This is a genomic window from Paenibacillus tepidiphilus, assembly GCF_008635795.1.
Classification (GTDB): Bacteria; Bacillota; Bacilli; order Paenibacillales; family Paenibacillaceae; genus Paenibacillus_AQ; species Paenibacillus_AQ tepidiphilus.
In genome coordinates, this window is the sequence record NZ_VWRQ01000020.1 from 53,928 (window position 1) to 76,956 (window position 23,029).

A 23,029-nucleotide genomic window follows, 5' to 3' on the forward strand; every position below is an offset into this window, starting at 1 on the left:
TTATGTGGTACGAGGCCGTCTACAGCGTCGAACCAGACTGGACGTGGGTGCGCCGGAGTAGGTTATGATGGCGATTGTAAGAGCGATACAGCCATAGGTGCACCAACAGCAGCGCTGGAGCCTCCAGCTCGCCGTCACAGTCGCGTCGCAGGGGAGGCCCTAGCAGCAATAACGGTCATTACTGGCCGCAATATGTTGAGCTGGTCTGGTCAGCAGTGCGATAGGACGATGGTCCCGCTCCTGATTCAGAAGAGGGGCTGGTTTCTTCGGCGGACGAGCACGGAGAAGGCGGCACTGCGCCAGTAGTAGCAACGATCCTGAAGAGTTCACCAGGATATACAATGATTGTGTTTTTGATGGATAGGACGTGGCCCCTGCGACGATCAGAATCGTGAGCATCCAGAGCGACTTGACCGAGCGGCTTGCCGGTGCACTGGGGTCGCTGTAGGGGACAGGCGAAGGAAGATCGGAGGAGCAATATGTGGGATCACGTCGCGGGGCTTGTCCTTCCTGAGCTGTCACCCGCCGTTAGCTCCCACTGAAGGGCGGACGTCCATCCGGCCGCTAGCGTTACGTGCCCCCTATCCCCGGGCACGTCTTTATTGGCGTTGGTCGTCACCCGGTATTACCGCCATGAAGTCGGGTGATGACAGGACTAGACGGGCGCTCGTGGCCCAAGCGCGTGCAGCAAGGCGGTCCGCGCGGACTAAGACGTGGGACAACTGTAAATCTCCAATTTGGAACCCATTGTAGATTTCAGTCTGTCCTAAGTGAAGAATTCATGATATATTTCCTTATATACCTTTTTTGGATTGACCTTGGTCAATCGTTACTTTGAAGAAATAAGGCCTAGAGCCGGCATGTGTTGACGTAGTTATTACTATGTCCAGGTGTCCGTCTCTGGGCCTTTTTGCGTTCCAGAGAAGGTAAATAAATTATTCTTGGAGGTTATTTACTATGACAAAGATTCATGAGGGAGAAGTTCAAATTGAAGTGAAGGATAGGGAAAAATTCACTAGTATGTTATCGAACATTGCAATGATTTGTTCCGACTCAACGAATGTAATTCTATCCGGAATTAAGATTGAGACCAAAAAGGGGAATGTACTTATGACCGGTGGTGATGGAATTGTATTCACATGTGTCGCAGGTAAAGATGTCGTCTATTCAGAAACGAATACGGAGTTCGTCATCTCAGCCAAGTTGATATCGGATGTATTTAAGAAACTGCCTAAACGAGAAGTCATTTTTTTATTCGTATCAGAAAAAATGCTGCGGATAAAAGCAGGGAAGCCAAATTTTGAGCTGACGTTAATGGATCATAGTGAATATCCGGTAATCAATATCCAGGAAAAGTCTGTTAGCAAATTTGAGATTGCTGCTCATGAGTTTGTTGGCGCCCTGAAGAGTACTGTTAGCTCTGCTTCGAATGACGATACATTATTGAGTGGTGTTAATGTTGAGATGCTTCCAATAGAAAATTCATTGAGATTTTCAGCTACTGATCGGCACCGGCTATTCTGCAGTTACATTAGGGATGTTAAGGCCAGTCCTTTTCGAGAAACCTTAAGTGTTGTGACTTGTCGTGAAATTATTAGATGTTTTGAAAAGGTTGGCAATGATGTGAGTTTGAAAGTAACCATTTCAAAATCGTTAATAAGCGTCATGGGGCCGGGCATATTATTGACCTCGAAGATAAAAGAAGGTGAATTCCCACCAGTAGAGCAACTCATACCGAGAACCTTTATTACAGAAACGATTTCGGATAGGGAAGCTTTATATGCTGCACTGATGCGATCTAGCGTACTTATTCAAAGTAAGAAAGTGGCCACATTTATTGTTAAAGATGGCGAAATGACCGTTGTCGGCAAGACAGACATCGGACAAACGAAAGAATCTGTTATCTGTGATTCTGATGGCCAAGTGAATATGCAAATTGTGCTTGATGTTTTCTTTATGATTGATGTGTTAAAGGCCTTTAATTCAGATAAGCTCATGCTTTCCTTTTCAGGGCCACAATCACCAGTGAAGATTACTGAACCTACACAAGAGAACAGTAAAGTTGCAGTTGTGAATGCCGTTCGGCAATAATAATACATTTAAGAGGGTCTTCAATTCATGAAGGCTCTTTTTTATTGGGAGGAATAGTTCTAATGAGGATTGGGTTTCTTACAAGGCAAGAAAGAAGAATTTCTTACGAGAAAGAGCGCGATGCAATCTTCAGTACACCTTGGAGGCATGCAGAACATAGATGGCAGGCCTTACTAAAATTAGATGAGAAATACCGAGATGTTCTAGAGGATGTCTACCTGGACGAAATTTTTGTAGATAATTTTGCAGGTGGCGGAGGTGCGAGTACAGGAATCGAAATGGCCATCGGCCGTAGTGTTGACGTCGCAATCAATCATGATCCGGATGCAATTTCTATGCACTGTGTTAATCATCCCGAGACAAAACACTATTGCGAATCGGTATGGGATAAGGATCCTCGTGAGGTTGCAGCAGGTAGGCCGGTAGGTTTGGTTTGGTTTAGCCCGGACTGTAAGCACTTTTCTAAAGCAAAGGGCGGCAAGCCGGTGGAAAAGAATATCCGCGGGCTGGCATGGGTTGCGGTAAGATGGGCTGCAACGGTACGGCCACGTGTAATTATACTTGAAAACGTTGAGGAATTTAAAACGTGGGGGCCACTCATCCCGAAACGAGATCCCGAGACAGGAAGAATGTTGAAACGAATTTCGAATGACAATGAGGATGAAGACGATTTAATCGTCGTCTCAGAGCCTGACGAAACTGTTCCATATGAGCAACGCGTGCTTATCCCTGACCCTAAGAGGAAGGGGATAACGTTTAAATCCTTCGTAAATGCGCTCCGACGGCAAGGCTACGAAGTAGAGTGGCGTGAACTGCGGGCTTGTGACTTTGGTGCCCCGACAATTCGCAAACGGCTGTTTTTGATAGCCCGTTGTGATGGTCGTCCTATTGTTTGGCCTGAGACTACACACGGTGATCCAGAAAGTAAAGAAGTTAAATTGGGATTGCTGAAACCATGGCGGACGGCAGCAGAAATCATTGACTGGGACATTCCATGCCCAAGTATCTTTGATTCTGCAAAAAACATCAAAAAAAAATATGGTATCAATGTGAAAAGGCCGCTATCTGCTAATACAGAGCGGCGGATCTTTCGGAGTTTGGATAAGTACATCATACAAGTTTCAAAGGCGGGAGGAACCCCGTTCCTTGCTCCGTATCTAATAAAAGTCAATCATCAAGGCGAACAGTTCCGAGGGCAGAGTGTGGGTGAACCGTTACAGACTGTGACGGCAAAGAATGGCTGGGGCATTGCAGCGCCTATACTGGCTGTTAATACAACAGGCCATCCTGGTAGTCCGCCAGAAGAGCCACTACGAACGATTACTACTGAAAATCATCACATGATAGTAAGTCCCACTCTGATTGAGATCGGCTATGGAGAGGGTCCAGGTCAAAGTCCACGGGCCCCGGGGCTGCAAAAGCCATTGGGAACAGTAGTCTCCGGCGGCCGAAAGCATGCGCTGGTGACGGCACATATCGCCCGGCACTTCGGGGAGTCTGTAGGCAGTGCGGCAGACAAGCCTATCGGGACAGTAACCGCCGGGGGAGGAGGACACAGTACATTGGTCACTTCACACCTGGTCAAGCTGCGCGGTACCTGCAAGGATGGACAGCCAGTTACAGAGCCTATGCCGACGATTACTGCTGGCGGGCTGCATGTTGGCGAGGTAAGAGCGCGCCTAATTAAATACAACGGTAGCACCGAAAACGGCCAGAAACTGGTTGGTCACCTGGATACCTCTAAGGATCTGTTCGGGTTGATCACCATTGAGGGCGTTGATTATCAAATTGTTGATGTCGGCATGCGTATGCTCAAGCCGCGGGAATTGTTTAGGGCAAATGGGTTTCCTGAAAGTTACATCATTGATGTAGATGCAAATGGAAATAAATATCCGGAGAAAGATCAGGTGGCTCGCTGCGGTAACGCCGTTCCACCCGCATTTGCAAATGCGTTGGTAAGAGCTAATTTACCAGAACATTGTACGGGGAGCGGTCGAAAGCTTAGTCTTGAACGCTATAAGCCAGAAACAGAAACCCAGATGGCTTTTTCATTGTAGGTGAGCCATGACAAGAACAGAAAATTACTTTATCGGAAACCGTCATCAAGTAACTTTTGATATTTCTGAAGCGGGTGAAATGATTACCGTAATTCCCAAATTATTTGATCGGGATTTAAAGTATACATTTTGTCCACCTAAGAATTATCAGCCAACAGACAATATATGCGAACGTTCTGAAATAGAGTGGTGCTCCATCATCAAAGAGTCTGTACGTAATGGTGAGATTCGTAAGGAGTTAGGCGATAAAGTACTTACCAGCTTAGAACGTCTACCAAATCTTCAAGATGGACAGAAGGTAGGTGTTTGTTTCAGCGGAGGGAAGGATTCGCAGGCTATTTCAATATTGACCAGGATGAAGTACCCAAAAGAGTCTCTGTTTATGATGTTTGCGGATACAAAGGATGAGTGGCCAGAAACATATTCCTTTATCCCAAGATTTATAAGATGGCTTAATATCAGTGATTTTGTGACGTTGGACAGCATGGGCATTCATAAGCTTTTGCGGGAACACATTTCATGTTGGCCAATTGCAAAGCGGAGGCATTGTACCAAAAACTTAAAAATGCTCCCAATGCGAGATTATCTGGATGAAATGGAGTTCGGTCAAGTTAGATTGGATCAGAAGCCAGCAAAATTTAGGCCTTCTCATACCAGGCACGGCTCAACCATAAATGTAACAAAGCCTGCCCCTTTATTAATATCGGGAGAACGTCATATGGAAGGGTTGAGTAGATCGAACATTCCTGTTGAACCGGAGCGAGATGAACTACTCTTACGTATGACGGCCAGGCCTGTTATTGAATGGAGCATCAAGGATATCTGGGAGTTCTTGTTTTGGATGAAGACGCCTTACAATCCTGTGTACCACTACGTCAAACGTGTGGCTTGCTCAGGCTGCCCATTTGCCGGAGATGAGGAAATCTATTGTTTAGGCAAGAAACATCCAAATATGCTCACGGAATGGGCGGAGACAGAGCGTCAAATTGGAAGCCCGAGATTGGGCGGAGTATCCTTTAATGTTGTGCTTCAAGAACTATTAAGTTCGTAATGACATGAAATGCCTAAGTATATTGCCCTCTGCACAGGGAGATTACACCGTTCCTGTGCAGTAGGGCGGTCTAATTAGGAGGATTTGAATTGAAAGATAAAAAAAATGACCTGTACCGAGTTGAACGTTTTTCTGTTGAACAGTTACATAAGCTGCAGTTTAGTATCAGAGAAAATTCTGTAGCAATCAATGGATTGCCACAAAATGCAGATGAAGTATATCAAAAACGAGGTTGGTTAATAGTTTTTCTTTTGGCCTATGATGATTTGCTTTGGCAAAGATGGGATTACTGGACAACGATTTTAGAAAAGGGAACCATTGAGGGAAGTGGCCCTATCCCCAAAATTAACTGGGTCCATAAAGCGGAAAGTAAGAGTATTGCTACGATGAAAATGTTAACAGAATGTCTAAATCATCATGAGGCGAACATGGATCTATTTGCAGATTGGTTATTATGGGGCCTTGCTGCAACTGATGTCATGCCGAGGATCTCCAAAAAATTGAATCAGCATTTTTATCAAGTTTTCGATCTTTTTTTGATTCTTGATAATCCAACGGACTACCTTTCAGACTTATTATGCGATCAGACCGGCAAGGGATATAAGCAGGGACTAGGGTATTATCCTACACCGATGGATATCAGCGTCTTTATGACAGAGATTGTCCGCGGAGATCAAGATCCAGAGGCTTTGAAAAAGTTAACCGTAATGGATTCTTGTGTAGGATGCGGGGCTATGCTTCTTCCAGCTTCCAATTATTTTCTTAGAGCCTATGCACAAGATATCTCTTTAATTGCCACGAAATTATGCCGAATTCAAATGTACTTTTATGCTCCGTGGTATGCAATACCTGGTGAGAACATCAAAGGCTTTAACCAAAATGCAGAGCCGCTTTCGCTAGTTCTTTCACCTAATACAAAACTGGCAGCAGCTGGCCAATTAGCATTTAGTTTTTAAAATAACTTACAGTTTGTTTTATCACTAATTTGGTAGAAATGAGGAATAAAAATGAACTTCGGAACATGTATTGTTGATTCGCGCTTGCTTATCCTTGAATTTAATTCAAGTAATCCTGAAGATATGGGCACATTGGTTTTATCTTTGCCTGAAGCTGATTCAGTGGATGTACGTTCATACCGTGCATCCATGTTCGACGATGCAGAGGATGTGATGAAATTTATTCATGATAATCGAGAAAGAACGAAGCGGAATTATAATTATTACTTCCAGGTGCATGCCTACAAAATCATTAGAGAACACTATATTCAGTTGTACTATACGTCACATGTTAGCAACAGTTAATTTTAAGTGTACTGTACTGCATGTAGTTATGGGCCACTGCCGTTTCCAAGAAGGTACTAGGATACCACATGACGGAATTGTATGAAGAAGAAAGGCTACTCTATATGCAATAAAAACGTACTGGAGAAGGTTTCTAATTCAAAAATATTCAAAAAAACAAGCCCCTACATCGGGGCTTGTTTCATTCACACCCTATACCATCACCATCCCGATCTAGCTTGCGGGTATAACCAGGTTGCCCGGCATAAATAGGAGCAGCCCCTGCAGCTCTTACAGCATCACAATTTTTAAAATAAACAAAATCCACTTTTTCGTCGTTAGTACTCTGTGTGATCTCTTTACTGGGAGGAGTAGATTTAATTTCAACTGACGGATTCTGAACAGCTGCATCTTTATCATTAAATCCTTTATCTGAGGCGTAGTTTTCGATACTCCATATACCAACTTTTTGTTTTTTTGCTCGTTGCTCAATTTCTTTAAACTGGTCGACATACTTTACATTTGGCTGAAAGATCGCTACACGAGCCAACCCCTTCTCCAGCAAAACCTCATTAAACATACTCTCATCACTTAAGTATACGTAGGCCAAAAGCCGTCCATACTGGTCCCTCTCGGCAGCATCGAATTCAAGTTTCACCGTTTGACCTGCCAACTTTTCATTTGAGAATGTGCTTGCCTCTTCGCCGAAGGGTTGAACAGGTTTATCCGGATGCTTGGTCTCTGGAGTGTCAATAAGTAGCATTCTTATTTTTTCTTCTTGGCCATTATTCAAAGCAACTGTAAATGTATCTCCATCAGTTACTTTAGTCACTTTGGCTTCAATAAACTTTCTATTTTTCGAAACTTCTGATTTTTCTTCAATAGTAGGGAGCTCTTTAGTTTCAAGCGGTAGAGATTGGACTAATGAATTGCTCTCGTTAATAGTAACCATGAGGAACATAAGGAGAGCACTTGCGAGAAATTGACTGCCTACTAATGTTGTAACTCTAAGGCGTGTTTTTTTGTGTAGTGGACCCCACTTGATTATTGCAGAAGGTTTTATCATCCCAATAAGCCATGCTGGAATTGAAGCAAATGCACTCAAAAAAAGATTAAAAATTATGGCATTGCGGGTAACTGTAGAGGAAAAAAGTACTGATTCAAAAATAATAAATAGAATGAGTAATAGCCAATACTTTTTTGACCTGAACATGAAATCAACATCCTTTAATAATAAATCTGAAATCCTGATGATTTGATTATACCATTATTTACTATAGAGCAAGAGTAGGAAGTGAAATCATATCTGACCTGGACCCGTATTACTTCAGAAGAATTCGGGCGATCCATCGCACAGCACCGTAATCAGCCGTTGAAGCCGCGCTGAAATAAACCAGCAGATTTGTGCTCCTGAATGTTTAATTAATGTGGGCTAGGGAAGGTTTAGATCAGCATTCTGGCGAAAGCAGCGGGCAGAGTGCTTGTGCTCGTTCTCCTAACTTTTGCCGAAGTGCTGGGCGGCTGCGCTGCATATTGGCGACAGTGGACGGTTGTACGGCTCGGTTCGTTCCCCTGGCTGTTCTTGATGGCCAGTGTGCGCCGCGACCAGGGCGTGTGTAGCGACAGGTGGCGACGCGCAGCGAACCTGCAGGCCTAATTTTGGTTCTTCCGGATGTGCCGGGGGACGTAATCGGAATGCCCGAAGATAATGGGGGCTGCGCAATATGCGGACAGTTGGTGCTACTGATTCTCGCAGACGCGCGCCGGACGGGACCGGATCAAAATGCCGGTGACAGCCGCAGTGACTCAGTTTCCCGGATGGCTTGGGGCCTCGATCAGCATAATGGCAACAGTGGCTGCTACACAGCAATACTAGCGGGTGCTCCTCACTCTTCAGGATGCGCAGTGCAGACCGCGATCAGTGTACTGGCGACACTTTGGATACGTCGGGAACTGCGAAAGGCATACCGTTGACTAAGGCAGCAAGCCGGCACCGGTTCTCCAGGTCTTCCGGCTGGCCGAGCGAGTTGCATTGGGCATGCTGGCAACGGCTGTGGTTACGTAGCAAACCTGCAGAACCACTCCTAATTCTGCGGCTGCACTGGGGGCCTAGTTGGGCATGCCGAGACAGCCAGAGATGCACAGCAAACTATCGGGTCGTGTTCATGGTTATCTGGATGAGACAGCGGCCGGCACCAGCAACTACAGCTCGCGCTCCAGGCGCTCTGGCCGAAGCCGGGCTTCCCTTTCGGCCCGGCCGGTGACAGCGGCCGGCACGAGCAGCTGCAGCTCGCGCTCTAGGCGCTCTGAACGAAGCCGGACTCCCCTTTCGGCGCGTCCGGCGAAAGGGGCCGGCACGAGCAACTGCAGCTTACGCACCCGGCACTCCAGACGAAGATAGGCTTTCCATTCGGCGCGTCCGGCGACAGTGGCCTGTACCAGCAACTACAGTTGCACTCCCGGCGCTCTGGCCGAAGCCGGGCTTCCATTCGGCGCGTCCGGCGACAGCGGCCGGCACCAGCAACTACAGCTCGCTCCAGGCGCTCTGGCCGAAGCCGGGCTTCCCATTCGGCGCCGCCGGTGACAGCGCCGACATGAGCAGCTGCAGCACGCAATCCTGTTGCTCCGGACGAAGCCCAGTCTCCCATTCGGCGCGTCCGGCGACAGGGGGCGGCACGAGCAGCTGCAGCTCGCGCACCCGGCACTCCAGCCGAAGCCGGACTTCCCATTCCATTCGGCGCGGCCGGTGACAGCGGCCGGCACGAGCAGCTGCAGCTCACGCACCCGGCACTCCAGCCGAAGTTAGGCTTTCCATTCGGCACGTCCGGCGACAGTGTCCTGTATCAGCAACTACAGTTCGCACTCCAGGCGCTCTGGCCGAAGTCAGGTTTACCATTCGGCGCGTCCGGCGACAGCAGACGGCACGAGCAGCTGCAGCTCGCCTTCTGGCACTTCAGCCGAAGCCGGGCTTCCATTCGGCGCGTCCGACGACAGCGGCTGGCACCAGCAACTACAGCTCGCTCCCGGCGCTCTGGCCGAAGCCGGGCTTCCCATTCGGCGCGCCGGTGACAACGGCCGACATGAGCAGCTGCAGCACGCAATCCTGTTGCTCCGGACGAAGCCGTGCTTCCCATTCGGCGCGTCCGGCGACAGAGGCCGACACGAGCAGCTGCAACTCGCAATCCTGTTGCTCCGGACGAAACCCGGTTTCTCATTCGCGCGTCCGGCGACAGCGGCCTGTACCAGCAACTACAGTTCGCACTCCTGGCGCTCTGGCCGAAGCCTTACCATTCGGCACGTCCGGCGACAGTGGCCGGCACGAGCAGCTCACGCTCCTGTTGCTCTGGTCGAAGCCGGGCTTTCCTTCGGGGTGTCCGGCGACAGCGTCCGGCGCCAACAACTACAGCTCGCGCTCCCGGCGCTCTGGCCGAAGCCGAGATTCCCATTCTGCGCGTTCGGCGCGTGGAAACTCACCGGTTTAATATTTTCTTCCACCAACCACGAATGCTCCGGGTGGGTAGCGATAGGCAACCTGGACAGTAGGGGGTGCACAGGGGATCAGAAGGCTGTATTTGTAGTCCTGGTTCTGGCGGAAGCGTGGATGGGCCATGAGCGGATACCGGTGACTGCGGCAGGCTACAGCGGACCGGAGGTGGTGCTCTTGATTGATCCGGCTGCGCCAGGCGCCGCGTCTGGTATACTGGAGGCAGCGGTCATTGCGCAGCAAACCAGCAGGTGGTAAGCCTGCCTCGCTCTTCCGGCTGCGCCGATGCGATCTGAGCGCCATAGCAGCGCCAGCGCCGGCTGTACTGAGAGCTCCAACTCGTGCTCCTGTTTTTCTTCCGGTTGCGCAGGTCTGCTATCTGCATACCGATGACGTCGACTGAGCTCGAGGAAGTGTTCGAATGTATGGTAAGGGGCATACATTGGGATATTCTTAGGACAAAAGGTTCTTTTTTTCATTGGCGAATTTTCATAGTTTAATAGTTGATTTTTATTTTGATCTGACTTAATATGGAAACATATCTATTATTATTTTGATCAGTTTCTATGCTGATCGTAACCTTGAAGAATGAAACCCTAATGGGTGGATGTATGTGGGATTTTTCTGTCCACATCTTCTACACATTAGGGTTTTTTTGTTTGTCAAAAAAATCCGGGGAGATGTGGAGATGTCTAGAATTAGTCAAAAAACATTAAACGAAATTAAGGAAATTGATTTAGCCGATTTTGCGTACGCTTTGGGGGATGAGTTAAAAGAAGAGGGCCGGCATTTTTATACTTATAGAAATGGCGGAGAAAAAACACCTTCTCTTTGTATAACTCCTGATATGAGACGTTGGACAGCATTTGGCTCTATTGAGTCAGGATCTGATCCTATCAGTTATTATGCATATCGTAAATGGAACAATCCATCACCTAGCGGAAAAGAATTTATTGAGGCCGTGGAAGCTGTCGCTCATATTGCTGGCATTGAGATTGAATACGAAGATGGAACAATAAAAGCTCCTGTGATGAATGAAGAGGGACGAAAGCTTAAACCAGCTCCAGCCCTAAGAACTGAAAATTTTAAAAAAGAAAATCCAGTCTTGAATCAATATTTCAGATTGTTAATGAATGAGTTCCCCTTAATCCAAGCCCATGCCGATGAGCTGCGTTCAAAGAAACGTCGCCTTAGTGATCGACAAATACACCTTAGAGAGTACCGATCGCTACCTTCTGATAAAAAACATCGCTATCTGTCAGCTAAGAAGATAATTGACCAGTTAGGCGAACCTGATGGTATACCTGGATTTATGTTCTGTCAATCACGCCAATTACCCTATTGGACAATAGGCGGAAAGCCGGGCCTGCTTTTACCTTTTCGAGATATCAATAATAACATATGTGGATTTCAAATTCGCTACGATTCACCTCAAATTGTTATTAGTGTTAAAGGTCCCGGGCAGTACATTGTTCAAGGTGACTCAATCATTACTGTTGCTGACAAGAGTACTGGTGAAATTGTGTGGGAAGGAGAAGAGACCAATTTACCTGTAACCATCGCATTGGCGGATCCTATTCGTATCGTGTCCAAGCATAGATGGTATGGCTGGCTCGCTTCAAATCCTAATCCCAAAATGGGTGTTTTAAAAGGAACTAGCAATGGAGACCCTGCTCCTTATCATTGTGCGGTACCGAGCTCAGTTCTTGAACATTGGAAACCCGGACAGTGCATAACGGAAGTTATGGACACTTCAACAGTATGGTGGGGTGAGGGTCCGCTAAAGGGCGATATCGCCTCGGATTTCACAGAAGAGCTGCATCTGCAGGCGGCCGGTGTTTCATCATGGCGCATTTTGCTTGAACCAACCCTTGCTTTAAAACCAAAACGGGTAATTCTTGGTTTTGATGCGGATGCTCAATCGAAAGAAGAGAGTGTAGGGAAAGCAGTTCTGCAATGTTTCCAGGGAGCACGACAAATATTAAATGCCCATAATATTGAGGTTTTTTTCTATATTTGGCCAGAACAAATAGCCAAAGGAATTGATGATCTTTTTTTAGCAGGATACAAGGGACAAGTCTACCCTAAGTAAATCTGCTTGTCCGAAATAGTATTCATTTGGAGGAGATTTTGATGAAAGCAATAATGGTTGAGGTTGAAATGAGATATAAAACAGAAGACGGTTACGTGATACAAACGGATCCAGGTCCTATAGGCCAGATCCGTTACGTGTATGAAGATAAGGGGAAGCAAAAGCTGGGAAAATCCAGTATCACGCCTGCTTATCATTATCCGAGTATCATCCAGTCTTTCACAGGCTCTTTCGAGGTGAGAGGGGAATGGTTGTTCTTCAGGAGAGGTGAATGGACATATAAACTGCGACCTTTAGGCACTACGATGATCGCGTAATTAGGAACAGGCACGGTAAGCGTGGCTGTTTTTTTATTAAATTTGAGGAGGAATATAAATGTTTAATTATACAAACAAAGAAGAGTTCATGTATTTATTGGTTTCAGCCGGTGACGTTAAAATCATCTTTACCGAAGATGATATAAAGAGAGAATATGAAGTAGATAGGTATGAGGAAAGAAATTGTGTGCGGCCTGAACTTCATGGCCAGCCAAAAATAAAAGGTTTTAACGGTCCGATGTGGGGCGGAAGAAATGAAGGGAAAGCGATAATTAGATATGAAAGTTACAAAAAATAGCTAATATGAGGGCACAGTTAGAACACTGTGCCCTCATATTTTCTAATGGAATTGATTCATAACCCATATACCCGGGGATCCCGAAAAAGATGGGGTTAGCCTTAGCGGAACAGGGCTAATGGATATACACTTCAATTCTTATTTGACAAGGAGAGAGCATAAATGAAGGAAATAAGCATGTTGCATGAGATAAATATTTTAGGTTATCTTCGTTCTTTGCCAGCTGACATTGAGCGTAATATCTCCATGTGTATCGAGAAATGGAAAAATGGGGAAACAACCGATGGTTACCCTCATCCTGTGCAGGTATGTAGTAATTTGCAAGCTGCAAATAACCGGATGCCATTTCTATCTATACAAGAATTAGTCAATCTTCAGCTTCTCAAAATACAACTTACCGCTGCGCTGTAATCTATCCAACATCGAATCAATCATTTCTAACGATAAAGTTAATGGGCGGAAAAGGCTAAAGGATTACAATTATAACCTTGTTCATATTGTACGTACTATTGCCTGCTCCTTCTCCCTGTCGTAATCTAAAACAGGAGGTGGAATCATGCTATTACATATCCGCAGTGGCGAAAGATACCCGGTATCGTTTCTAGCGCTGCAGCCGATTGACATAAAAAAACAGATGCAAGATTGGGAATTAGGATTTGATTGGTCGATTTATTTTGGCCAGAGCGGTATTGAAGTTTATAAAATGGTTATAAGAGGAAATGATGTAATTCAAGGTGTGATCGCTCTAGAGCGTAGAGAGGACCACGTCTGGGTACATTTAATCGAAAGTATTCCAGTCGAGCGTAAGGAGCTTGATCTTATCGGTGAACACCTGATTGCCTTAGCGTGTAAACGAAGCATGGAACTTGGCTTCGAAGGTGCTGTGGCTCTCCAGTCAAAGAGAAAAGAGCGTCTTATGCTGTATTACATGAATGTCATTGGAGCATCGCACTTTGGCGGTGGTCTTATGGTTATTGATGAACCTGTTGCACAACATCTTGTTATGTTATACTTATCTTAAGAGGTGATTGATCATGAAGAAGAAAATGAGTCTTGATGATGCAGCTCGTCGATATGCAGGCGGTCATTACGTTGAACAGTCATTGCCAGGTGCCAATCCCGAGCGTGATAAGATGGTTAGCGATGCTATAGCTAAATTGAAGCAGGATCGGCCTGCTGCAAAGGTTCGCCAATAAGGCGAGCCTTTTTTTGTTTTCCCTTATATATTTATAAGAACAGCTTAGGCTGACAAATCAATTGATGTGAACAAAGGCTAATAATTCTGTACGCTGACAATGCACTTTGTAGCTTCCGCAGACGAAGAACAAGAACTGTTAGTTTGTAACCAGCAACTTCATATATCAACGTTACCTAGATATTACGATTACTGATGCACTTTGCGCTGCGCCCCCGTGGGTTTATGGTTTTGACTTTGTGACTCCCGTTCTCCGAGATACTTGTCTTGTTTGCCGAGTTACAGGAGTTGGATAAAGCAAACTACTTTGTCGAAATTCTTCTATTTGGGAAGTGGTAATATTAAGATCATTCGGATTCTTCACTCTTGGCACAGGCTCATACATTAAGTTTAGCGGATCATTTCTATTGGGGCTGGGGAAATTGTTATAAACTCTATTCTGCAATGCATGACCCATTTCGTGAGCTACTATCCAAGGATTTGAAGGTAGTAGAGCCTGCAAAGTTAAAAAGGAATATATAGAGTAATTATCAGGTTGACCAAAGGTTACAGTTGTACCTAACAGGGTTGGATCATCAATAAATCTTGCACCTGGAACCACAATATAAGTGAATGCTCTTCTCCCAAAAAATTTTTTCGGTGGTTTCAAATAGCTATTGTTTATGACACTGGCCATTTCGGGGTTTCCATTTTTAGATAAACGTTTAACACATGGAACGTTATTCTCACCACAATACAACCAGCCAACTCCTGGACTCATACGTTCATTAATAGAAACGCCGCATTTGTCCAAGTAGAGTTCTTCTGTTCTACTTTTCACATTAGAAATAGAATCTACAATTGAATTGAATCGAGACGAACTTCTTGGTAAAAGAACATACCAAAAAATGGATATATGGAGTGTGGGTGTAGTTTGCCGAGGCCGGACTCTTCTATTTATTCTAGCTCCTGGGTTAATAATTAATGGTTTGCTTACTTTCAAATTTACATCCTCCTTCAAATTCTTCCGTCAATTGTCTATCCTACATTATGTAATTCAGTACTATATGCTCTCCGCATACGCGGAATTTTATATTTCCAATTCAGATGTGCTTGGCAATAACAGGTCTTGACGGGTAAAGATTCGCTGATGCTCCCCAGCCTCTTACCGCTCCATGCAATGCCGATGTAGAAAGAAAATAAAAGGTTAAGTATTTGAGTCGAAAATAAAGTTATAGACTCGTGCTCTGGACCAAGCCGAGCCTACCGTCCGGCGCGACCGGCGACAGTGGCCGGCACGAGCAGCTGCAACTCGCGTTCCTGTTGCTCTGGACCAAGCCGGGTCTCCCGTCCGGCGCGACCGGCGGAAGCGGCCGACACGAGCAGCTACAGCTCGCGCCTCTGTTGCTCTGGACCAAGCCGTCCGGCCCGACCGGCGACAGCGGCCGGCACGAGCAGCAGCAGCTTGCGCTCCAGTTGCTCTGGACCAAGCCGGGCCTACCGTCCGGCGCGACCGGCGGAAGCGGCCGACACGAGCAGCTACAGCTCGCGCCCCTGTTGCTCTGGACCAAGCCGGGTCTCCCGTCCGGCGCGACTGGCGACAGCGGCCGGCACGAGCAGCAGCAGCTTGCGCTCCTGTTGCTCTGGACCAAGCCGGACCTTCCTTCCGGCGCGACCGGCGGCAGCGGCCGGCACGAGCAGCAGCAGCTCGCGCCCCTGATGCTCTGGACCAAGCCGGGTCTTCCGTCCGGCGCGACCGGCAAAAGTATCAGCTTATTCTAGGGAACAAGAAAGGCTCGTAGCGAATGAAAAGATCAATGACTGTGAAATATAATGTAACTATGCTATACTAGGCTATGTAATTTATCCTATTGCTCATTAGAGCTTGTTTTTGAAGCGGAAATCCCTATTGGGAGACATGACGTTCCATATAGAAAGCACTATTTCTAATTGGATTGGGAATGCCGCGGAGAAAACAAGCTTTTTTTGCTTTCGGGCACGAATAAAGACCAGATGATAATTGAACCTATGGTTCAATGCGTCTGGTCTTTTTTGTTTTCAGGATGAATTGCAAAATAAACTATTCGGAGGAGATTAAGAATGAAGAAAATGATGATTTACGCGGGGATGTTGGTAATGCTGGCTGGACTTATGAGTTTGAATTCATTGATGCTTCATGTCATTGGCACAGGACTATTGTTGCTCATAGTTTATATGGCAGCGCCAATTATTTACCTGAACTACAAATTACGAAACGTTCGTGAGGGTATCGATTTAGTGCAAGTTGAATTGATGCCGAAAAGTAAGAGCGATAGGTTTAAAAAACTGTTTATTGTGGGTGGAGTGGCAATGATTTTCCTTAGCGTTAATAAACCCCAGATATTTGCTCCTATGGCGATCATCATCATTTTATTGCTTATAGGATCCTATCTGCCGGTTGTCCTCAGTGGAGCCATTTGGGAAATCGATGATTGTTCTGAAAGCGGGGAAAATGAGTAATGGCACGCCTAGGTTCTGAATCGGTAGGCGGCTTCTATCCCATGCCACTCGATGAACTCTCATTCCTCTGCAGGAAGCTTAGGTTCTCCTCTATTACTGAAGAGCCGGCGCTACCATCAGTGCGGATTATTGATCCTTGTTGCGGTAAAGGGGAAGCCTTGAGGGTAATTGCTAATTGTTTGCAGGAACAAGGAGCAACAGTTCAGACGTATGGGGTTGAACTTGAAGATACCCGAGCTATTGAAGCGAAAGAAACACTGGATTTTGTAATTCATGATGGATATGAGAATCTGCGCACCCAAGCTGCATTTTCATTATTGTGGCTGAATCCTCCTTACCAAGAGGGATTCACAGAGAGGACTGAGATATCGTTTCTCCGTCAATTATCCAGTAATAAACATGGAGTGCTTGTGAAAGACGGAATTCTCATGTTTATTATCCCTCAATTTGTTCTGAAGGAAGCTGCAGCGCTTTTAAGTGGCAGGTTTCAACAGTTCCGTGTATATCGTTTTACAGATTCAAATTATGAGAGATTCAGGCAGATTGTCGTTATAGCAAAATTTGGAAAAACAAATGGCGCCGAATCAAAAAAAAATTATAAGTGGCTACGTCAGCTCGGTGAAGATGAAAAAAATAAAATACCGACTCTTGCTGAAATAGAGGAGATTATAAATATTCCTTACAGTACATCGTCGATTGATTTTTTTCGTGCCGGCAGATTGAACACTGAGGAGCTGGCATTAGACTTAGGCAGCTCACCGATATTCGAAGAGGTCAGCAAGCGAATTGGATTCAGGAATGTCTATGCTGACATGAAGCGGCCGATGCTGCCTTTAAAGCCCACACATATGGGGGTAGCCATCGCAGCAGGAGCAATTGGTGGTAATATGGGAAACCACATCGTATCAGGCATCACGAAAAGACGAACGGATATTACAAGCATTTATGATGAAGATGGAAAAGAGACCGGGCAAAAAATGACGGAGTATTTCCAAAGTATTGTACGTGTTTTTAATGAAGAAGGGGTATTTGATTTAGAGTGAAATTGGGGAGTGGGAAACCACTCTCCTTTTTTCTCCAACATGGGAGGCATAATTAGATGCAAAATGAAATGTATAAGTTATCCGTTTCGGATAAAGACAAAATGTTCAATGTTGACACTCATATTTTAGTTTGTGAAGAAGGAGCTTCCGAATTACATGTAATCTTTGCTTCTTACATCGGTATACCAGAAGCGGTTACGGCAATATCGGTCTCATTTTTGGAGAGTCGCTTATTGCGATTTGGCTCTTCTAATTGCACACGCCTGACGGATCCGTATAAAAGATTAGAAAGGCCCATAGGTCTTGGCGACGTTGGCCATGGTGTGGTATACAACTCGCTTGTAGAAATAGATGGTATAGAGTCTCGGCCAGATTCAGCTGATTTCAATAGGGCGTACTTGATTGCACCGGATGGCAACATCGACAAGGTGATAACGGAACACCTAATCGAACGGTTCGGTCTTCCTCGAGAGTGGGCTGAAGATTATCCTCAGCTGTTCGCAAAATATATATTACCGCTGAAGATATATCACAATGAGAATTTTCCTACTTGGAGAGAACTGCGTGCCGTGAAATTTACCGGTAATGAATTATTAGTAAAAGAATTAATTCGAGAGGCTTTGCTATCGAAGAGACTGACGGTGCCCTTGAGTGAAGTTAATGGTGTATTTAATCCGGAATGGAATATGAAAGATTATTTACTTAATAACGCCAGCCATATGGCCAGGAAGTTGGAGGAAAATCCGGCAAGACATCAATTAAATAGCAATGTGGATCCCTCTATCGCAGACTTGAAACGAATTCCATTTCCTGTACAAGCTCACATGATTCAAGCAATTGTTAATACCCTGGAGGAAGAGAATCCAGCGTGTGGTGGAGACATGGGAACTGGAAAGTCAATTATAGCCTGCGGTGTAGCACATGTACTTCACCAGAAAGGAAGAAGACATGGCCGCAAACGTGGGACAGCAGTGCTTCTTTCCGCGCCAGGCATTACACTTCCTAAATGGGCAGACAAGGAAATCCGAGGTACCATTCCCGATGTACAGGTAAATATCATACGGAATGGAAATGATGCTCTGGCTCTTTTAAGAAAAATAAGGAGCGGGTATCGGCCTTCAAAACTTGAATTCACGATGGTAGGAATAGATAGGGCAAAGCTGGGGCCTGAAGGTTACTTTTGTGGACTGTGGCGGCGTTTAAAAATAAGGGAGAAATACCTTATAGGTGATTATGCCTGGCATTGTCCAGAATGTTACCAGCCATTGTTGGTGAAGAACGAAGCGGGAGAGTTGACCCCTGCATTGTGGGAGGATGCTGCAGAAAGCGCAGCTCCTACTGAAGCGGAAATTGAGTTGGCGCGATGTTCTAATAGTTTGTTGGCCAACGGTCTCCCGAGTGAATTTAAAGTTAAATGGAGACGATCCAAACGCATTTATAAATGTTCAGCTGGTTTAAATGATGAGCATGTAAGTGTAGCGAAAACCCAGGATACCAAGCTGTGTGAGTCCGTATTGTGGCGGCCGGCATTGAGATCCAGAGGAGAATGTATAAATAACCCCCGAGTTAATATCTCCCAAGTCCTCAAAAAGACTAAGAAATATTTTGACCTCTATATCTGTGATGAAGCCCACCAATGTAAGGCAGGAGATTCTGGTCGCGGTGATGCGTTCGCTCAAATGGTAAAAGCATCAAAGCGTACTCTGATGTTAACAGGAACATTAACCAACGGTAAAAGCACATCCATTAAAGAACTTTTGTGGAGAACCGACCCCAAATCATTGCTCCAAGCGGGTTTTGATCACCGTACTGGCTTAGTGGAATGGGCATCCCGCTTCGGAAAACTTGAAACAATTATAGATGTTGAAGAAGGGGACCAGGGTGTCATTACGCGGCGTAAGCGAAAAGGAAATCAGGTTAAAGAAGTCCCCGGAATTGCTCCGCAACTTACAGCACATTTTCTTCTGCATAAGAGTGCGTTCATTGAGCTGGGTAATCTCGGCCTACCTTTGGTTGAACTTCAAGAAATTCCTGTTTTTTTAGATATGGATGAGCGGCACGCGTCTTCGTATCGAGGGTTTCACAATTTCCTCTATGACTGCTGTTCTCAAATCTCTCAGGCAAGTAAGTCTAAAGGTGTCTGGTCTAAGTTTAATCCGGCCACGCTTAATTATGCTGACAGGCCAGATCTTGGCGCAAGAGTTGTTATAAATCGAGAGATTATAACTGCGGAGCCCTTATATGAGGGCGGCAAGCTCTTGCACGCGAAAGAAAGATGGCTAGTCGAAACCATTCAAAGTGAACTTGCTGAGAATCGTAGATGCGTCATTTTTAATCATTTCACAGGGGCATATGGGATGAATGAGAGGTTAAGGGATATATTAACCTCACATGGTATCCAATGTGAAATTTTGAATGAACCAGATACAGAAAAGCGGCAACAACGCTTAAGTGAGCTTGAAGAGCGGGAAGTGCCCGTCGTCCTCTGTAATATGAAGCTGGTTGAGGTTGGTCTGGATATGATGTATTGGCCAACCATAATCTTTTACCAGCTTACATATGAAGTTACCACTATTCGGCAAGCTTCCAGAAGAGGCTGGAGAATAGGCCAGGATCGAGAGTGCCGTGTATATTACCCAATCTACAATGGTTCGCAACAAATGAAGCAATTCATGCAAATCATGATGGCACGTGGCCATGCATTAATGGTAGAAGGACGGCTCGATAGTTCTGAGCTGGCACAGTTTTCAAGGGATTCACAATCCGCTTTAGCGAGTGACCTCGCAAGTTGCTTTGCATCTAGCGATATTGCCGACGCGTGGACATCAATTGCAGCGACCGAACTCGAAGACATTGAAATGATCAAGGAAGTTTCTTTAAAAGATGCTCTTAGCAAGAGAATGGAAGAGCTGGCAGATGAAACGCTCCGATTATGTGGTGTGGTTGATATTGAAGCTTTCAGAAATATTCAAAAGGATCAAGAAGACCCTGCTGACTTGGAAAAATCGTTTTCTCAGCAAGCAATTTTTGACTTTGATTTTTCGCCTGAAGGTCTTGAAAAAGTATTCCCAGAAGCAAATATACCGATTATCGAAGCTTCTACAATCGTCGTCGCTCTTTCCAATAAAAAGAAGCGAGGACGTAAAGATCCAGTCGAAAATCAGTATTGTTGGAACTTCTAAATCAATCTAGCCATTGCATCAGGTTAAGAAAGGATGAATTTATGGAACCTTATGTTGTTTATACGACTGCTTATAAAGAGATCTTTATTAAATACGTTTACTTTTGGGATCTTACTGATATTCAAAAAGAGGGCATATTGCAATCTCCTGATGGGTTTTTAGGGGCTGCAATCTATTGTACAAAGGTTACGGATATCGAAAATCGGATGCGTGTCATCCGAGATCTGGTCGAGAAAATGGACTGGCGAAAGGTGGAAGGATTAAATTCGGATCGAACAGATGAGGAGATTTTAAACTTCATCTACCCTGTCTTTTTTGAATATTCGGGGCCGTACTTTCACAAAAATGAACGTCCAGTGCCGTTAACATCGTTACCCAATATTGGTATACAAACGAAGAATATTGATTGTAAGAAAGTGGTTATAGGCCTGCCTATACACTTTCGTTAATAAATTCGCATGAAAAGGTATTTACACCAAGGAGGATTAAATAATGACCAGCCATTTATTTGCTTATCTTTTTCGTTTGAGAAAAATAGAAAGATGGAGTCTCATGACAACTAATCAGAAAGAGAATGTTGCAGAACATACATTAAATGTCTGCTTCATAGTACATGCCTTGTGTTTGATCTCTCAAGTGATTTTTGGAAAGAAACAACCTATTGATAAAATTGTACAGGCTGCGCTTGCTCATGATGTTACAGAGGTTTTCACTGGTGACCTTCCAACCCCGTTACGGTATCACAATGAGGATATAGTTACCCAATTTAGGGTGCTGGAGGAAATCGCATCAGAACGAATCATGCGTATGGTGCCAGAAGAACTTAGAGATGCTTACCGACCAATGTTTCAAAATCAGGATCCTTTGATTAGACAATGGATTCAGGCAGCAGATTTATGTGATGCATGGTTAAAATGCAAGTCAGAGGTTGCTGCCGGCAATCAGGAATTTCTTCCAACCCTCCAACAGATACGGTATGCACTCTATAAAATGAGCTTACCTGAGGTTGAATATTTTATAGAAATGTTTGGGCCATCATTTGATATGACTTTGGAGGAAATATCAAATACAAGTGAACGATTAACTGAAGAGACGATAAATAATATTGATGAAAAGGAACTTTCAGAAGATCCCATGGTAGCACGAAAAGCCTATAAATTCTTGAGTCAATTACTTAAATATAATCACATTAAGCTTCCCAAAAATGATGATTTCTCATTTAAAGTTATTGATTCTATTCAACAGTTTCTTAATTCAAGAGGAATAAAGCATGTGCTCTTTCCTCAAGGTGAATATATTGAAATTCATCTAACTTTAAAAATGTGAGGTGGTTTGTTATGGCTGGGGATTTGAGACCACACCCCGAATCAGATGAGCTGGACGGGATCAAATATGATAAGCACTATAGAATGTTATATCATCCGGAATTCCATTTTAATCACCGAACTCCATTTACGACAGAAGATTTAGAATATTTATGTATGTTCTACGAGCATGATAACGCTCGGACAATGTCATTTGCGCTTGGACGTACAGAGCATGTTTGTCGTTCAAAATATGCCTCTCTAAAAAAACGAAACCTGGTAGAATACTACCGCGCCCGGTACAAAAGGCAAATGATGAAGGCACCTGATTTTGAAGGGAAAGATGTTGAATGAAATTATGTAACCATTGTAAGGCAATGTTGATGCATGCAGGTTATCTGGACGGAGAAAAAGTTTCGAATCGGCAATTATACGCATGAATGAAAAATGCATCGTGACTTTGGTTAACGAACACAATGCTACAGATCCTGAGTAATTATTCTACAAGACCAACCCTTGGGTTGGTCTTATTTATTTTAAAGGTAGGTATGTCATGCATCCTGAATGATTGCAGAGAAAAATAATATCGTACCAGAGGAGGACACGCTGTAAGCAGCGTTGCCGATGTGTATCGGTATGCTTGAGACAGCCGCAGATGCGCAGTAAACCAGCGGCTGGAGATACAGGATTCTCCGGATACGCCGTACGCGACGAGCGGCATACCGGTAATAGGTGAGGGCTTTAAACCAACAGAACTACTTCTGGTTTCTGAATGCGCAGGTGAGAGCTTGAATCGGCATATCGGAGACAGTGGCCGGCTGCGCCTCAGGGCGGCCGTCAGCGCGTGATGTGATTAAGTTCTTCCAGATTTGCAGCAATTGCCCGGGGAGCTGCCGGTGCCGGGCTGATGAGGTCGGACGCTGGCGGACGCACCTCAGGTCACTCTTCAGCTCGGGTAAATCGTATTGGACGGTTGCGCCACGGTCAGGTACCTCCAGATCTGCAGTAATTGCTCGGGGTGTTGCGGTGCCCGGACGGGTGAAGGATGGCATCCGGCGGCCGTACCCCAGGTCTCTTCAGCCGGGAAACTCCTACTCCTGTTGGACGGCTGCGTCGCAGTGTGCGTCGCCTGTGTGTGACATGGTCTAATTTGCAGC

General features: G+C 45.3%; 24 protein-coding genes. 19 read left to right on the forward strand and 5 right to left on the reverse strand.

What is annotated here, in order from left to right; translation table 11 throughout:
• Positions 1-957 precede the first annotated feature (957 nt).
• The 5 genes from dnaN to F1379_RS22310 all read left to right on the forward strand — a co-directional run bounded on the left by dnaN (position 958) and on the right by F1379_RS22310 (position 6,500).
• Positions 958-2,091, forward strand: a complete 1,134-nt coding sequence (gene dnaN, locus F1379_RS22290; protein ID WP_150274139.1) for a DNA polymerase III subunit beta — start codon at positions 958-960, stop codon at positions 2,089-2,091.
• A gap of 62 nt (positions 2,092-2,153) precedes the next feature.
• Entirely contained in the window at positions 2,154-4,148 is a 1,995-nt protein-coding gene (locus tag F1379_RS22295) for a DNA cytosine methyltransferase (RefSeq protein WP_150274142.1), read from the forward strand.
• Positions 4,149-4,155: 7 nt separating this feature from the next.
• Positions 4,156-5,199 carry a phosphoadenosine phosphosulfate reductase domain-containing protein gene (locus tag F1379_RS22300; protein ID WP_150274145.1) on the forward strand — a complete coding sequence of 348 codons (1,044 nt, stop codon included), beginning with the start codon at positions 4,156-4,158 and terminating at the stop codon, positions 5,197-5,199.
• A gap of 89 nt (positions 5,200-5,288) precedes the next feature.
• Positions 5,289-6,155: a DNA methyltransferase family protein gene (locus tag F1379_RS22305; protein WP_150274147.1), complete on the forward strand. Its 867-nt coding sequence runs from the start codon at positions 5,289-5,291 to the stop codon at positions 6,153-6,155.
• Between the two features lie 51 nt (positions 6,156-6,206).
• A complete protein-coding gene (locus tag F1379_RS22310) occupies positions 6,207-6,500 on the forward strand; it encodes a hypothetical protein (protein WP_150274150.1) in 294 nt (97 codons plus the stop codon).
• Positions 6,501-6,681: 181 nt separating this feature from the next.
• On the opposite strand, the gene F1379_RS22315 is transcribed toward F1379_RS22310, so the two are convergent.
• The 4 genes from F1379_RS22315 to F1379_RS29830 all read right to left on the reverse strand — a co-directional run bounded on the left by F1379_RS22315 (position 6,682) and on the right by F1379_RS29830 (position 9,642).
• Entirely contained in the window at positions 6,682-7,692 is a 1,011-nt protein-coding gene (locus F1379_RS22315; protein ID WP_150274152.1) for a thermonuclease family protein, read from the reverse strand.
• A 989-nt stretch (positions 7,693-8,681) separates the two neighbouring features.
• A complete protein-coding gene (locus F1379_RS22320) occupies positions 8,682-8,924 on the reverse strand; it encodes a hypothetical protein (protein ID WP_150274154.1) in 243 nt (80 codons plus the stop codon).
• Between the two features lie 79 nt (positions 8,925-9,003).
• Positions 9,004-9,213, reverse strand: coding sequence for a hypothetical protein (locus F1379_RS22325; protein ID WP_150274157.1), 210 nt, complete (start codon positions 9,211-9,213; stop codon positions 9,004-9,006).
• Positions 9,214-9,489: 276 nt separating this feature from the next.
• Entirely contained in the window at positions 9,490-9,642 is a 153-nt protein-coding gene (locus F1379_RS29830) for a hypothetical protein (RefSeq protein ID WP_162551241.1), read from the reverse strand.
• 438 nt (positions 9,643-10,080) lie between these two features.
• Here F1379_RS29830 and F1379_RS29835 point away from each other — a divergent pair, with 438 nt between their 5' ends.
• The 7 genes from F1379_RS29835 (at position 10,081) to F1379_RS29840 (ending at position 13,866) form a co-directional block, all read left to right on the forward strand.
• Positions 10,081-10,221, forward strand: coding sequence for a hypothetical protein (locus tag F1379_RS29835; RefSeq protein ID WP_162551242.1), 141 nt, complete (start codon positions 10,081-10,083; stop codon positions 10,219-10,221).
• Positions 10,222-10,651: 430 nt separating this feature from the next.
• A complete protein-coding gene (locus F1379_RS22330) occupies positions 10,652-12,055 on the forward strand; it encodes a hypothetical protein (RefSeq protein ID WP_150274159.1) in 1,404 nt (467 codons plus the stop codon).
• Between the two features lie 41 nt (positions 12,056-12,096).
• On the forward strand, positions 12,097-12,372 hold the full coding sequence (locus F1379_RS22335) for a hypothetical protein (RefSeq protein ID WP_150274161.1): 276 nt from the start codon (positions 12,097-12,099) through the stop codon (positions 12,370-12,372).
• A gap of 58 nt (positions 12,373-12,430) precedes the next feature.
• Positions 12,431-12,670: a hypothetical protein gene (locus F1379_RS22340; protein WP_150274163.1), complete on the forward strand. Its 240-nt coding sequence runs from the start codon at positions 12,431-12,433 to the stop codon at positions 12,668-12,670.
• Positions 12,671-12,832: 162 nt separating this feature from the next.
• On the forward strand, positions 12,833-13,081 hold the full coding sequence (locus F1379_RS22345) for a hypothetical protein (RefSeq protein WP_150274166.1): 249 nt from the start codon (positions 12,833-12,835) through the stop codon (positions 13,079-13,081).
• 145 nt (positions 13,082-13,226) lie between these two features.
• Positions 13,227-13,691 carry a hypothetical protein gene (locus tag F1379_RS22350; protein ID WP_150274168.1) on the forward strand — a complete coding sequence of 155 codons (465 nt, stop codon included), beginning with the start codon at positions 13,227-13,229 and terminating at the stop codon, positions 13,689-13,691.
• 13 nt (positions 13,692-13,704) lie between these two features.
• Positions 13,705-13,866 carry a hypothetical protein gene (locus F1379_RS29840; RefSeq protein WP_162551243.1) on the forward strand — a complete coding sequence of 54 codons (162 nt, stop codon included), beginning with the start codon at positions 13,705-13,707 and terminating at the stop codon, positions 13,864-13,866.
• 222 nt (positions 13,867-14,088) lie between these two features.
• On the opposite strand, the gene F1379_RS22355 is transcribed toward F1379_RS29840, so the two are convergent.
• Positions 14,089-14,847, reverse strand: coding sequence for a hypothetical protein (locus F1379_RS22355; protein WP_150274170.1), 759 nt, complete (start codon positions 14,845-14,847; stop codon positions 14,089-14,091).
• Between the two features lie 239 nt (positions 14,848-15,086).
• Here F1379_RS22355 and F1379_RS22360 point away from each other — a divergent pair, with 239 nt between their 5' ends.
• The 7 genes from F1379_RS22360 to F1379_RS22390 all read left to right on the forward strand — a co-directional run bounded on the left by F1379_RS22360 (position 15,087) and on the right by F1379_RS22390 (position 22,226).
• Complete coding sequence (locus F1379_RS22360; RefSeq protein ID WP_150274173.1) at positions 15,087-15,626, forward strand: hypothetical protein; 540 nt, start codon at positions 15,087-15,089, stop codon at positions 15,624-15,626.
• Positions 15,627-15,944: 318 nt separating this feature from the next.
• Positions 15,945-16,343, forward strand: coding sequence for a hypothetical protein (locus F1379_RS22365; protein WP_150274175.1), 399 nt, complete (start codon positions 15,945-15,947; stop codon positions 16,341-16,343).
• Positions 16,343-17,386, forward strand: coding sequence for a DUF6094 domain-containing protein (locus F1379_RS22370; RefSeq protein ID WP_150274177.1), 1,044 nt, complete (start codon positions 16,343-16,345; stop codon positions 17,384-17,386). Before F1379_RS22365 ends, F1379_RS22370 begins: the two co-directional genes overlap by 1 nt.
• A 56-nt stretch (positions 17,387-17,442) precedes the next feature.
• Positions 17,443-20,568 carry a helicase-related protein gene (locus F1379_RS22375; protein WP_150274179.1) on the forward strand — a complete coding sequence of 1,042 codons (3,126 nt, stop codon included), beginning with the start codon at positions 17,443-17,445 and terminating at the stop codon, positions 20,566-20,568.
• Between the two features lie 41 nt (positions 20,569-20,609).
• Positions 20,610-21,017, forward strand: a complete 408-nt coding sequence (locus F1379_RS22380; protein ID WP_150274181.1) for a hypothetical protein — start codon at positions 20,610-20,612, stop codon at positions 21,015-21,017.
• 43 nt (positions 21,018-21,060) lie between these two features.
• Positions 21,061-21,894 (forward strand): 5'-deoxynucleotidase, encoded by an 834-nt coding sequence (gene yfbR / locus F1379_RS22385; protein ID WP_150274183.1) that lies wholly within the window; start codon positions 21,061-21,063, stop codon positions 21,892-21,894.
• 11 nt (positions 21,895-21,905) lie between these two features.
• Positions 21,906-22,226: a DNA-entry nuclease gene (locus F1379_RS22390; protein WP_150274185.1), complete on the forward strand. Its 321-nt coding sequence runs from the start codon at positions 21,906-21,908 to the stop codon at positions 22,224-22,226.
• The last annotated feature ends 803 nt before the right edge of the window (positions 22,227-23,029 follow it).

Bases quoted from the DNA above. Each gene is read 5' to 3' on its own strand.
- dnaN (WP_150274139.1), top strand. From the start codon at position 958: ATGACAAAGATTCATGAGGGAGAAGTTCAAATTGAAGTGAAGGATAGG.
- F1379_RS22365 (WP_150274175.1), top strand. From the start codon at position 15,945: ATGAAGAAAATGATGATTTACGCGGGGATGTTGGTAATGCTGGCTGGA.
- yfbR (WP_150274183.1), top strand. From the start codon at position 21,061: ATGACCAGCCATTTATTTGCTTATCTTTTTCGTTTGAGAAAAATAGAA.
- F1379_RS22390 (WP_150274185.1), top strand. From the start codon at position 21,906: ATGGCTGGGGATTTGAGACCACACCCCGAATCAGATGAGCTGGACGGG.
- F1379_RS22370 (WP_150274177.1), top strand. From the start codon at position 16,343: ATGGCACGCCTAGGTTCTGAATCGGTAGGCGGCTTCTATCCCATGCCA.
- F1379_RS22295 (WP_150274142.1), top strand. From the start codon at position 2,154: ATGAGGATTGGGTTTCTTACAAGGCAAGAAAGAAGAATTTCTTACGAG.
- F1379_RS22380 (WP_150274181.1), top strand. From the start codon at position 20,610: ATGGAACCTTATGTTGTTTATACGACTGCTTATAAAGAGATCTTTATT.
- F1379_RS22340 (WP_150274163.1), top strand. From the start codon at position 12,431: ATGTTTAATTATACAAACAAAGAAGAGTTCATGTATTTATTGGTTTCA.
- F1379_RS22325 (WP_150274157.1), bottom strand. From the start codon at position 9,213: ATGGAATGGGAAGTCCGGCTTCGGCTGGAGTGCCGGGTGCGCGAGCTG.
- F1379_RS22345 (WP_150274166.1), top strand. From the start codon at position 12,833: ATGAAGGAAATAAGCATGTTGCATGAGATAAATATTTTAGGTTATCTT.
- F1379_RS29840 (WP_162551243.1), top strand. From the start codon at position 13,705: ATGAAGAAGAAAATGAGTCTTGATGATGCAGCTCGTCGATATGCAGGC.
- F1379_RS22350 (WP_150274168.1), top strand. From the start codon at position 13,227: ATGCTATTACATATCCGCAGTGGCGAAAGATACCCGGTATCGTTTCTA.
- F1379_RS29835 (WP_162551242.1), top strand. From the start codon at position 10,081: ATGGGCCATGAGCGGATACCGGTGACTGCGGCAGGCTACAGCGGACCG.
- F1379_RS22315 (WP_150274152.1), bottom strand. From the start codon at position 7,692: ATGTTCAGGTCAAAAAAGTATTGGCTATTACTCATTCTATTTATTATT.
- F1379_RS22375 (WP_150274179.1), top strand. From the start codon at position 17,443: ATGCAAAATGAAATGTATAAGTTATCCGTTTCGGATAAAGACAAAATG.
- F1379_RS22330 (WP_150274159.1), top strand. From the start codon at position 10,652: ATGTCTAGAATTAGTCAAAAAACATTAAACGAAATTAAGGAAATTGAT.
- F1379_RS22335 (WP_150274161.1), top strand. From the start codon at position 12,097: ATGAAAGCAATAATGGTTGAGGTTGAAATGAGATATAAAACAGAAGAC.
- F1379_RS22310 (WP_150274150.1), top strand. From the start codon at position 6,207: ATGAACTTCGGAACATGTATTGTTGATTCGCGCTTGCTTATCCTTGAA.
- F1379_RS22300 (WP_150274145.1), top strand. From the start codon at position 4,156: ATGACAAGAACAGAAAATTACTTTATCGGAAACCGTCATCAAGTAACT.